The organism is Mammaliicoccus sp. J-M41, assembly GCF_022385935.1.
Taxonomy (GTDB): Bacteria; Bacillota; Bacilli; order Staphylococcales; family Staphylococcaceae; genus Mammaliicoccus; species Mammaliicoccus sciuri_A.
Window position 1 is genome coordinate 1 of the sequence record NZ_JAJNIR010000051.1, and the last position, 12399, is coordinate 12399.

13 protein-coding genes and 1 riboswitch are annotated in these 12399 nt (G+C 33.5%); of the genes, 11 read left to right on the forward strand and 2 right to left on the reverse strand.

The window, feature by feature from the left end:
- Positions 1-538 precede the first annotated feature (538 nt).
- Positions 539-715, forward strand: a riboswitch (Lysine riboswitch).
- An 86-nt stretch (positions 716-801) separates the two neighbouring features.
- From LQ686_RS13360 to lysA, 8 genes are all read left to right on the forward strand, one after another.
- Entirely contained in the window at positions 802-2004 is a 1203-nt protein-coding gene (locus LQ686_RS13360; RefSeq protein WP_025906038.1) for an aspartate kinase, read from the forward strand.
- A gap of 20 nt (positions 2005-2024) precedes the next feature.
- A complete protein-coding gene (locus tag LQ686_RS13365) occupies positions 2025-3011 on the forward strand; it encodes an aspartate-semialdehyde dehydrogenase (protein WP_025906037.1) in 987 nt (328 codons plus the stop codon).
- Positions 3012-3026: 15 nt separating this feature from the next.
- A complete protein-coding gene (gene dapA, locus LQ686_RS13370) occupies positions 3027-3917 on the forward strand; it encodes a 4-hydroxy-tetrahydrodipicolinate synthase (protein WP_119494864.1) in 891 nt (296 codons plus the stop codon).
- Positions 3914-4651, forward strand: a complete 738-nt coding sequence (gene dapB / locus LQ686_RS13375) for a 4-hydroxy-tetrahydrodipicolinate reductase (protein WP_107596907.1) — start codon at positions 3914-3916, stop codon at positions 4649-4651. The genes dapA and dapB overlap by 4 nt, the downstream gene beginning before the upstream one ends.
- 1 nt (position 4652) lies before the next feature.
- Entirely contained in the window at positions 4653-5372 is a 720-nt protein-coding gene (dapD, locus tag LQ686_RS13380) for a 2,3,4,5-tetrahydropyridine-2,6-dicarboxylate N-acetyltransferase (RefSeq protein WP_107590728.1), read from the forward strand.
- Between the two features lie 98 nt (positions 5373-5470).
- Positions 5471-6619, forward strand: a complete 1149-nt coding sequence (locus LQ686_RS13385; protein WP_107565495.1) for a M20 metallopeptidase family protein — start codon at positions 5471-5473, stop codon at positions 6617-6619.
- On the forward strand, positions 6619-7689 hold the full coding sequence (gene alr, locus LQ686_RS13390) for an alanine racemase (RefSeq protein WP_107565494.1): 1071 nt from the start codon (positions 6619-6621) through the stop codon (positions 7687-7689). The genes LQ686_RS13385 and alr overlap by 1 nt, the downstream gene beginning before the upstream one ends.
- Positions 7689-8954: a diaminopimelate decarboxylase gene (lysA, locus tag LQ686_RS13395; RefSeq protein ID WP_239703236.1), complete on the forward strand. Its 1266-nt coding sequence runs from the start codon at positions 7689-7691 to the stop codon at positions 8952-8954. Before alr ends, lysA begins: the two co-directional genes overlap by 1 nt.
- Before the next feature lie 106 nt (positions 8955-9060).
- On the opposite strand, the gene cspA is transcribed toward lysA, so the two are convergent.
- A complete protein-coding gene (gene cspA / locus LQ686_RS13400) occupies positions 9061-9261 on the reverse strand; it encodes a cold shock protein CspA (protein WP_016912585.1) in 201 nt (66 codons plus the stop codon).
- Between the two features lie 168 nt (positions 9262-9429).
- Complete coding sequence (locus LQ686_RS13405) at positions 9430-9732, reverse strand: DUF1033 family protein (protein WP_025906030.1); 303 nt, start codon at positions 9730-9732, stop codon at positions 9430-9432.
- A gap of 147 nt (positions 9733-9879) precedes the next feature.
- Between LQ686_RS13405 and LQ686_RS13410 the strand changes: the two genes are divergently transcribed.
- From LQ686_RS13410 to LQ686_RS13420, 3 genes are read left to right on the forward strand one after another with little or no spacing between them, the layout of a single operon-like run.
- Positions 9880-10149, forward strand: a complete 270-nt coding sequence (locus LQ686_RS13410; protein WP_025906029.1) for an acylphosphatase — start codon at positions 9880-9882, stop codon at positions 10147-10149.
- 15 nt (positions 10150-10164) lie between these two features.
- Positions 10165-10878: a 5-bromo-4-chloroindolyl phosphate hydrolysis family protein gene (locus LQ686_RS13415; protein ID WP_107565492.1), complete on the forward strand. Its 714-nt coding sequence runs from the start codon at positions 10165-10167 to the stop codon at positions 10876-10878.
- The gene (locus LQ686_RS13420) at positions 10871-12073 is read left to right on the forward strand and encodes a toxic anion resistance protein (protein WP_025906027.1); all 1203 of its coding nucleotides are present in this window, start codon (positions 10871-10873) and stop codon (positions 12071-12073) included. The genes LQ686_RS13415 and LQ686_RS13420 overlap by 8 nt, the downstream gene beginning before the upstream one ends.
- Positions 12074-12399 lie beyond the last annotated feature (326 nt).

Sequence of the window (12399 nt, forward strand, 5' to 3'; positions counted from 1 at the left end):
AGTTTAATCATGATTTTAGTGGAAATTATTAATCTATACAAAAAAACAAACTGAACTTATAAATTTAAGTTCAGTTTGTCCACAGTCTGAACTGAGACATGAGGACATGTCTCAGTTTTTTTATTTTGGGGAAAATGAGGTGATGATGAGTTGTTTTTGGTGTTCAATGTTGCAAGTGAGGGCCGACTAGCAATGTTCAGGCGTTCAATGTTGCTAGTGAGAGTCGACTAGCAATGTTCAGGCGTTCAATGTTGCAAGACAGAGCAAACAAGATAAATACAGCCCCTCTATTTATCAAGACTAACCAAACAAGATAAATTCATCTCCATTTTTTATAAATACACTACACTTTTCTTACCAACCTCCCGCACATTCCTAAAACTCCCTCCATCTCCTCCACACTCATCTAAAATGAATATGAATGAATATTGATTTCTAGGGCTTATCGTCTAAATAGTAAGAACTTTTTGAAATTATCAGTTTTCTCTCTTTACATCAATATTCTTTGTATGTATAATGAATGCATACCAATTGAATATGTTTTTGATGAGGCGCATCAATCATTAGTAACTCCCCCTATTGGACTGCAATCTTAAAGGAGTGAAAGGGTGCGATGCCGAAACATTATATTTTTGCAGAAATATGGTGTTGGACATTTAGGTTAAGAGCTAGTTGTCTGTCATTATCTTAAGAATAATGGAGTGCATCACTTGTATATATAAATTAAAACAAGTTCGAATGCCGAACTTGTTTTTTTATTTATATTACAGCGTTCGTCTCCGATTTATAGGAGGAATTATTTTGAGTCAGAGTGTTTTAAAATTTGGCGGTACGTCCGTTGGTGATTTTGACAAAATTAAAAATATCGCACATATGTTGAAATCACGTGTTGATAATGGAGAACAATTAGTAGTGGTTGTAAGTGCTATGGGTAAGACGACAGATTCTTTACTTGAAAATATTAGCTCACTTACGACGCAACCTAAAGATGAGCATTTAGCGATGCTTTTAACAACGGGTGAACAACAAACCATTTCATACTTATCAATGGTATTGAATGATATTGGTGTTCAAACGAAAGCAATGACAGGATATCAAGCTGGTATCAAGACAGTTGGTCATCATTTGAAAAGTAAAATTGCTGAAATTGATGCACTACGTTTTGAAGAAGCTTTTGAAACAAATGACATTCTTGTCGTTGCAGGATTTCAAGGTGTAAATGATCATCTAGAAATTACAACTTTAGGACGCGGCGGTTCTGATACAACTGCAGTAGCCATTGCAGCAAGTATAGATACATCTTGTGAAATATATACAGATGTTGACGGTGTATATGGAACAGACCCTAGAATTTATAAAGAAGCAAAGTTACTCAATGAAGTTTCATATGAAGAAATGATGGAAATGAGTGCTTTAGGTGCTGGCGTATTAGAATCTAGAAGTGTCGAAATTGCAAAAAATTATAACATACCATTATATCTTGGTAGAACATTATCAAACGTGAAAGGAACATGGATTATGCCACAAACAGAGATATTAGAGAAAAAAGCAGTTACAGGAGTCGCACTAGATACACATATGATTCATGTTACTTTAACTTATCCGATGCAAAATTTTGCATTATTACAGAAATTATTTGATTCATTAGAAGAACAATCAATGAATGTTGATATGATATCTCAAATTGAAAATCAACAAGGATTACAGCTTTCGTTTACGATTAAAGATTCAGACGTATATCAAATCGAACAAATCATTGAACAACTTACTGAGGAATACCCTCACTTACGTTACAAAATGAGAGATAACTACGCTAAACTTTCAGTGATCGGAACTGGCATGAGAGATATGTCAGGAATAGCTTCTAAAGCATTCCGTACTTTAATTAGTCATGACATCAACTTCTATCAAACAACAACTTCTGAGATTAGTATTTCTTATGTTGTTGATCGTGAATTAGGAGAAACTGCCGTTCGAACTTTAAGTGAAGCATTTAATATATAATGAATGATGGAGTGAACAAAATGACAAAATTAGCAGTTGTAGGCGCAACAGGTTTAGTAGGAGAAAAAGTATTAGAAGTATTAGATCGAAAAAATGTACCATTTGATGAACTAGTATTATTTTCATCACCTAGATCAGCAGGTAAACAAATCGAATTCCAAGGGAAAACTTATACTGTTGAAGCATTGACAGAAGAGAAAACAGATGGCAATTTCGATTACGTTATTATGAGTGCTGGTGGCGGTACAAGCGAGAAATTCGCCCCACTATTTGAAAAACATGGTGCAATTGTAATCGATAATTCAAGTCAATGGCGTATGCATGAAGATATTGATTTAATCGTTCCAGAAGTGAATGTACCTAAATTAAATCGTAAAATTATTGCAAACCCTAACTGTTCAACAATTCAATCAGTTGTACCTTTAAAACCTTTATTAGATCAATTTGGATTGAAACGTGTTGCTTATACAACATATCAAGCTGTATCAGGATCTGGTTTAGCTGGTCGTGAAGATTTAGCTAATGGTGAAAAAGGAGAAGCACCAAAGAACTACCCTCACCCAATTTATAATAATGTGTTACCACATATAGATGTATTTTTAGAAGATGGTTATACAAAAGAAGAACAAAAAATGATCGATGAAACTAGAAAAATCTTAGATCAACCTTCTTTAAATGTAACAGCAACTTGTGTACGTGTACCTGTCCAAGATAGCCACAGTGTGCATATAAACGTAACTTTAGATAAAGAAGCGACTGTTGAAGATATTCGTAACTTATTTAATGAAGATGACCGTGTTGTCTTAGTAGATAACGTAGAAAATAATGAATATCCATTAGCGATTCATTCTACTGGTAAAGATGAAGTATTCGTTGGAAGAATTCGTAAAGATGATTCTTTAGACAATACATTCCACATCTGGTGTACTTCAGATAATTTATTAAAAGGTGCAAGTTTAAATGCCGTTCAAGTGCTAGAACAAGTATTAGAATTAAATAAAAAATAACGAGGAGTGTTCAGTATGTCACATATTTTTAACGGTGTGGGCGTTGCCCTTACGACACCATTCACAAATGAGGATGTAGACTACGAAGCCTTTGAAAATCATATAGATTTTTTAATAGAAAATGGTGTTAAAAGTATTATTATTAACGGAACAACAGCAGAAAATCCTACCCTTACAACAGAAGAAAGAAATACATTATTAGAATGTGGGATTAAAAAAGTAAATGGTCGTGTTCCAGTTATAGCAGGTACAGGTACAAACAATACGCAAGCTTCTATCGATGCTTCCATAAAAGCTAAAGAATTAGGTGCTGATGCAATTATGTTAATCACACCTTATTACAACAAGACGAGTCAACGTGGATTAATCGCGCATTTTACAAAAATTGCGGATGAAGTTGCATTACCTGTTGTACTTTATAATGTCCCATCAAGAACAAATATGACGATAGATATTGAAACGGTGCTTAAACTAAGTGAAAATCCATACATCGTAGCTTTAAAAGATGCGACTGGTGATTTAGAATATGCAAAAACTTTAAAACAACAATTACCAAGTGACTTTGCATTATATAGTGGTAATGATGACAATATGTTGGATTACTATCAATTAGGTGGAGCGGGATTAATTTCAGTTGTAGCAAATGCTATACCACAAGAAACACAACAATTATATGATTATGTCGTTAATGATCAATTAGAACAAGCAAACACTTTACATCGTGATATTACCGAATTACTTGATCACTTAAGTGTAGATGTTAATCCAGTGCCGATTAAGTTATTAACGTCTGAATTAGGTTTCGGTCGTTATGAAGTAAGATTACCGCTTGTTACATTGGAAGAACAAGAAAGAAACGTTTTAAGTGAAGCATTTACTAAGTTTAAAGATGGTGTAAAACAATGAAGATATTATTAATCGGATATGGCGCAATGAATGAACGCGTCGCAAGATTAGCAGAAGAAAGAGATAACGAAATTGTTGGTGTTGTCGTGAAGGATTCAACGAAATTATATCCCTACCCTGCTTTTGAATCTATTTCAGAAGCACCAGAAGCGGATGTGGCGATAGACTTTTCAAATCCTGAATTATTATTGCCATTATTAGAAGAAGACTTTACATTACCTTTAGTTATCGCAACAACTGGTGAAAAAGAACAAATCATAGAAAAGTTAAAAGAAAAATCTCAGAACATGCCTGTATTTTTCAGCGCAAATATGAGCTATGGCGTGCATATACTCAAAGAAATTATTCAATATGCAGTACCATTATTAGAAGACTTTGATATTGAAATGTTAGAAAAGCATCATAATAAGAAAGTCGATGCACCAAGTGGTACACTCGTTCAATTATATGATGCGATTAAAGAAAAAAGAGCACAATCTGTACCAGTTTATGACAGACATGAATCATCTACTAAACGTGAACCTGCAGAAATTGGCATTAGTTCACAACGTGGTGGTACAATTGTTGGAGAACATCAAGTATTATTTGCTGGCCATGACGAAACGATTGAAATTACACATCGTGCGCAGTCTAAAGATATCTTCGCTAATGGCGCAATTAATGTAGCAGATGTTCTAGTCAATAAAGAAAACGGATATTACACATACAATAATTTAAATGAGGAGAGAATTTAACATGGTTAAAGATTTTACGGCAGAAGAAATTATACAATATATTAGTGAGGCAGAGAAAGTAACGCCTTTAAAGGTTTATGTAAACGGCACATTTGAAAATGTTGAATTCCCAGAGTCATTTAAAGTATTTGGTTCTGAAACATCTAAAACAATTTTCTGTGATGCTAAAGATTGGAAGAGCTTTTATGAAGCAAATCAGTCAGCTATTACAGATGTAGAAATTGAACATGATCGTCGCAATTCAGCAATTCCATTAAAAGACTTAACAAATACAAATGCAAGAATCGAACCAGGTGCTTTCATTAGAGAACATGCAGTTATTGAAGACGGTGCTGTTGTGATGATGGGTGCTACAATCAATATCGGTGCTGTTGTTGGTGAAGGTACAATGGTAGATATGAACGCTACTTTAGGTGGACGTGCAACAACTGGTAAAAATGTACACGTTGGTGCTGGATCAGTATTAGCGGGTGTTATCGAACCACCAAGTGCATCACCTGTTGTGATTGAAGATGACGTATTAATCGGTGCAAATGCTGTTATCCTTGAAGGCGTTAGAGTCGGCAAAGGTGCAATCGTTGCAGCTGGCGCTATCGTAACTAAAGATGTTCCGGCTGGCGCAGTAGTAGCTGGTACACCTGCTAAAGTTATTAAACAATCAGCAGATGTTCAAGATGGTAAAAAAGAAATTGTATCTGCATTACGTAATTTAAATCAATAATATCATTTTAGTCGGGGCGGGACTGCGATATCATTTTCCTTAAATGAAATTTCTATCCCGCTCCCTCTTTCTATACATAATACAAAGGACTGAGTTAAATGTCTGAATTAGAATTTGTGAAAAATACAAGAAGATACTTACATCAACACCCAGAGTTAAGTATGCAAGAATATGAGACAACTGCGTATATTGAAGACTTCTTAAAACAATTAAATATTCCTTACGAACGCCCTATTCAAACGGGTGTCATTGGTTATTTAGAAGGCAATTCGAATCATACAATTGCGTATCGAGCGGATATCGATGCCTTACCTATTCAAGAAGTAAACGATGTACCTTATAAAAGTACGGTTGATCAAGTTATGCATGCATGTGGTCATGATGGTCATACGACAGCGTTAATGCTTTTTACACAACGTTGTAAAGCTTTATACGATAAAGGTGAATTGCCACATAATGTCGTATTTATATTCCAACCTTCCGAAGAAACTGAAGCGGGTGCAAATCAATTAATCCAATCAAACGTGTTTGATAAATATAATATAGAGAAAATTTATGGCGTACACATTATGCCATTTGAAGATGTTGGCACAGTAGCTTTTAAAAACGATGAAATTACAGCTAGTGCAACAGAATATCGATTTTATTTAAAAGGAAGCTCAAGTCATGTTGCCAGCAAAGAAGATGGTAAAGCAGCATCAGAAGCGATGATGCATGTACTATCTCAAGTTACACAAATTCAGCAATTTCATTTAAATGGTTTAAATCGCAATATTGTACATGTTGGACAATTCAATGTTGGTGAAGCCATAAATACCGTTCCAGAGAATGGATACTTAGAAGGTACGATTCGTACATATGATACGAATGATCTTGAAATTGTTAAAAATCAAATGCAAAAAATCGCTGAAAGTGTTGAATTGTTATTTGGTGTTACATGTACAGTTGATTTTGCTGAAGGATATCCACCTACTACCAATGATGCACAATTATATGATGGCGTTAAAAAAGCTTTAACGAGCCTCGACTTAACATTACTTGAACTTGAAAAGCCTTATTTATTTGGCGAAGACTTTAGTTTCTATCGTCAATTAGCACCAAGTTATTTTGTCTTTTTTGGAACGCGTAATCTTGAAAAAGATTATATTTATGGTCTACATACAAATAGACTCAATTTCGATGAAGAAGTATTGATCAGTGTCGCTGATTACTATACAGCACTATTAAATCAAGGAGCGGACAAATAATGGTAGCACGTATTACGATTGATGAACAAAATTTTATAAAAAATGCTAAAAATGTTATTAAAGATAACAAAGTTATGGCTGTCGTGAAAAACGATGCTTATCATTTTGGACTAGAATTCGCAGTAAAATCCTTTATTCAGGCAGGTATTCAAACATTCAGTACGACATCACTTCATGAAGCGGTAAGAATTCGTGAAATAGATAAACAAGTGAATATCTTTTTGATGAATCCATCTATCGAATTTGAAACATTAAAGGCACATAACATCGCGATGACGTTACCTTCATTGACGTTCTATCATGAACATGTAGAAGATTTAGCAGGCGTTAAATTACATTTAGAACTTGAAAATCTACTGCACCGTTCTGGTTTGAAAGATCAAGATGAAATGTTGCAAGTGCTCAAACATAATGAAAACTTACCTATTGCAGAGCAAGCGATTATCGAAGGTATTTGGACACATTTCGGATATGCAGATGAATTTGGTGGCGATGAATATGAAACAGAAAGACAAGCTTGGATTGATTGCTTATCATTTATATTAGACCAAGGTTATGCCTTCAAATTTATTCACGCACAAAATAGTGCAAGTTATGTAAGAGAAGACGGATTGTTCAATCAACATACGCATGCGCGTCTTGGTATTATACTTTATGGGTCAAGACCTTATAGTACCCTCCCTACTACACTTACAGATCAGAACTTTACTGTCACAGCTAATGTAATCCAAGTTCGCCCTATTAAAAAAGGAGAAACTTGTGGATACAGTTTCCAATATACAGCTGATAAAGATTGTAACATTGCTGTAGTTGATATTGGCTATGGAGACGGTATACTTAAGACAAGAGCGAAACATGATGCACTTATTAATCAACAACGCTATCCAATTAGAGGGTTGATGATGAGTCACATGTTCGTTGAAGTAGATGATACAATCCAAAGTGGTGATGAAGTCGTTATGTATAGTAACGATATAAGGATTGATGAATTTACATTTAAAGGTGTTGGTGCAAATTCTGAGCAAATCAGTGCATTAAACCATCATTCATTAATAAAGGAGATTAGATAATGACAGTTAAATATAATGACCAAGGTGTTCTTACAATGGGCAATGTATCATTACAAACGATAGCTGCAAGTTTTGGTACCCCTACTATCGTATATGATGAGGAACAAATTAGAACACAATGTAGAAGATTCCATGAAGCATTTAAAGAAAGTGGCTTATCATATAATATCTCTTATGCTTCTAAAGCATTTAGTAGTATTCAATTGTTTAAATTGATGGCAGAAGAAGAAATGGGTCTAGATGTCGTATCTGAAGGTGAATTATATACAGCTTTAGCAAGTGGATTTGACCCAAGTAAAATTCATTTTCATGGTAACAATAAGACGAATGAAGAAATTGAATATGCGATTGAAAGTGGCGTTGAATATTTCGTCATTGATTCATTAGATGAAATTACACGTATTAATCGATTAGCTTCTAAGCCTATTAAAGCTGTATTAAGAGTTAATCCTGGCGTTGAAGCACATACACATGAATTTATACAAACTGGTCAAGAAGATAGTAAATTTGGCTTGTCTATTAAACACGGTACGGCACTTGAAGGTGTTCGTGCTTTACAAGCATCAGATAAAATAGACTATAAAGGTATTCACTTCCATATTGGATCACAAATTTTTGAAGCTGATGGTACAATCAACACCATCCAAATTGTATTTGAATGGTTAAAAGAACATGATATTGAGATTGATATATTAAATTTAGGTGGCGGTTTTAGCATTAAATATACTGAAGCGGATAAAAGTTACCCTATTGAAGATGGTATTAAATTGATTACAGATGCCATTAAAGAAAATAGTCAAAAATATGATATGGTTATTCCAGAGATTTCTATAGAGCCAGGACGTTCAATTGTTGGTGAAGCGGGTGTTACGTTGTATCAAGTAGGAACAATCAAAGAGATTCCTAATGTTAATACGTATGTATCGATTGATGGCGGTATGAGTGATCATATTAGAACGGCACTTTATGATGCACAATATGAAGCGTTGTTAGTGAATAGAAATGATGTAGATACACATGAAGTCACAATCGCTGGTAAGTTATGTGAATCAGGTGACTTAATCGGTAGAGATATGAAACTTCCTAAATCTACGAAAATCGGTGATTATATTGCTTTATTATCTACAGGTGCTTACCACTACTCTATGAGTTCAAATTATAATCAAATGCTTAAACCTTCAGTTCTATTTGTTAAAGATGGAAAAGCGAGAGAAGTTATTAAAAGACAAACATTAAAACAATTGATTATGAACGACGTAAAATAATAAGCTGAAATCTTAAAATTTATTATTAAATAATAACAATATGATAACGCAAAAAGAAACCCTAACAATGTTAGGGTTTCTTTTTAGTCGTTCAAATTCATATATATTATAGTTTTACAACGTTTGCAGCTTGTGGGCCACGGTCGCCTTCAACTACTTCGAATTCTACTGCTTGACCTTCTTCTAAAGATTTGTAACCTTCTTGGTTAATTGCTGAGAAATGTACGAATACGTCATTTTCTCCTTCAATTTCGATGAAGCCAAATCCTTTTTCTGCGTTAAACCATTTAACTGTACCTTGTTTCATAATTGTGAAACCTCCAAGACTAAAATTCAATATGCGATATTCGCATATTACAAAAAACACAATTAATTAATAATGTTATTTGCAATATGGAATAACGATATTGCTATTTCTTATTATACGTCACAGAATATTCAAATGCAATACCATTTAAGATATTTTCAGAATTTATTATTTTGGTAATGGCGTATAAATTGAATTGTCATTTAATATAAGAATACTATAAAATATTTGCATATCTTCTTCGCAGTCTTCGCAATACGAAAGATCACAATTATTATAGAAAGCATGTATATTATGTTTACCTACAAGTTCATTCGTAAACTTCGTTTGATACTGATTAAGTAAATTCTGATATTGGCTGACCATTTCATCATAGTCCTGACATTCAATTTCTTTAATGATATAGTCTTTCCAATCGTCAAACAGCCACCATCCCTCATAATCTGTTCGGATTGTTACGATTTTATACATCTTAAAATCTCCCCTATTTAGAAAATTGCCCTAGAGTTAATTTAAATCTTATTGAATATTAAATCAAGAAAATAGCTTGTGGATTTGTTTCTAATTATTAGTTTTTTTACACTGAACCCTTTATAATAAAGATATGAGGTGATAAATATGAACGGAAAACATATTAAAGTTTTTGGACGTGTACAAGGTGTTGGGTTTAGATTTTTCACTGCTCAACTCGCTAAGAAACATAAAATAGTTGGTACCGTTGAAAATGTCAGCGATTATGTAGAAATATACGCAAGTGGTGACGAAGATCAATTAGAACAATTTATTAATGGTGTTATCCAGGGAGTAGCGCCAGCTTCAGTTGTAGAAAATTATACAATCGAAGATACCACTTTAGACGAAAAAACAAAGCATTTCAAAACGTTATAAATTAGGAAGATGACAATGAAATATAATTTATCATATGTATTAGGTGCATTATTAGCAGTGCCTATATCATTTATTGCTTTTTTATTTAGTGTTTTTCAATTAGATTTAAATTTTCTTATAGATATGGCTGTATTTGCAGGCACTTACGTTATTAGCTTTTTACCCATACAATGGTATAGTTCACGACGGTATTTAAAAGAAATGGGTTTAACGCGTCGAGAATTCCATTTTATTAGAAAACAATTAAACGAAGCGCAGCCTAAATTGAAAAGACTTTATAAAAACTATATGCGTATTAGATCGTATAAAGAATTCAAGAACTTAAACGAAGTCGCTAAATTGGCACGTACAATTTATAACACGGTTAAACAGTCACCTGAGAAATTTTATAAAGTAGAAAGCTTCTTCTACTCTCACTTAGACAATACTGTGAATTTAATTGATAATTACACAATTTTACAACGTATGCCAAATAAATCTAAAGAAGAAAAAGCTAAACTTAAACAAACAAAGCTCACGATTGATGAAATCAAACGAACACTCGTTGCCGATTTAAAAGAGTTAAATGAATCGAGTTATCATCAATTAGATATTGAAATGGAACTTGCTGATATTGCTAAACAAAGAAATAGCTATAGAAAAGGCATTCCAGAATCAACGAAAGAAAAAGTAAATTTAACAAAAACTCATAAAAAATATGAATATGAAATGGAGCGTAACAATGACTGAAACGAATAAGAACTTATTTGACGACCTTATTGATGACCCATTTAAAGATTCATCAGAAGCGTTAACACCACAAACTTCAGAAATTACAGAACAGCAAACCCCTTCTGATGTCACATCAACTTACGAAAAGACATTCTCTGATGAAGATCAACGAAGAATTGATGAAATTGCTAAGCAGATTAAACCATTAGATAATGATGGTCTTCTACTCTATGGTCAACAAGCTCAAAATAAATTATCACAGTTCTCACATCAAATGCTGACACAAGTACAATCTAAAGATGTAGGCCCTATTGGTAATTCATTAAGAAACTTAATGAATAAATTAAAAGAAGTCAATCCAGATGAATTACAAAAACAAAATCAATCTAGATTGAAACGTATTTTTAGAAGAGCTGAACGTTCTGTAAATGAAATGTTTAGTAAATATCAATCTGTTGGTGCACAAGTCGATCGTATATCTGTAGAATTGCAGAAATCACAAAATATGCTGATGAAAGATGTTGGTTTATTAGATCAATTATATGAAGAAAATAAAGCTTACTTTGATGCATTAAATATTTATATCGCCGCAGCAGAAAAGAAACGCGACGAGTTGAAACAACATAATCTTGTTGATTTAGAACAAAAAGTTAAAGCATCTAATAACCAAATGGATGTACAAGAACTGGCAGATTTACAACAATATATTAACAGACTAGAAAAAAGAATTTATGACTTACAACTTTCTAGACAAATTACATTACAATCTGCCCCACAAATTAGAATGATACAAAATATTAACCAAACTCTAGCAGAAAAAATTCAAAGTTCAATTTTAACGAGTATCCCATTATGGAAGAACCAAATGGCAATCGCGTTAACACTTTTAAGACAGCAAGGCGCTTCAGAAGCTCAGAAAAAAGTAACAGATACAACAAATGAATTATTATTGAAGAACTCTGAAATGTTGAAACAGAATGCGATTAGAACAGCTGAAGAAAATGAACGAGGCATCGTTGATATCGAAACATTGAAGACGACTCAAACTAATATAGTAGATACAATTCAAGAAACATTACGCATACAAGAAGACGGCACACGTAAACGTCAGCAAGCAGAACAAGAATTGCAAAGCTTAGAACAAGACTTAAAAACAAAATTATTACAACTCAAAGACGAACAGCAGCAATTAAGAAACACATTTAAATCATAAATAATAGACCCCACCAACAAACTTTGCATTTGTTGGTGGGATTTTTGTTGTGAGGATTTGAGTTATGAGAGTATTCGAGGTGTGCGTTGTGAAGGCTTAGTTAAGTGAATAGACCTTCTGAGTCATGGCTCAAGTGCAGAATAAAGCCAAGAGATTGCCCAAGTTATGGCATAAGTGTTGAATAAAGCCAAGAGATGGACCAAGTCATGGCTTAAGTGTTGAATAAAGCCAAGAGTGTACTGAACCCAAAAATCTAAACCTTAATTAGTATATTATTTCAAAGGTTTGTCTCCTGTAATTTTTGGGAGATAAGCCTTTTAATTTTG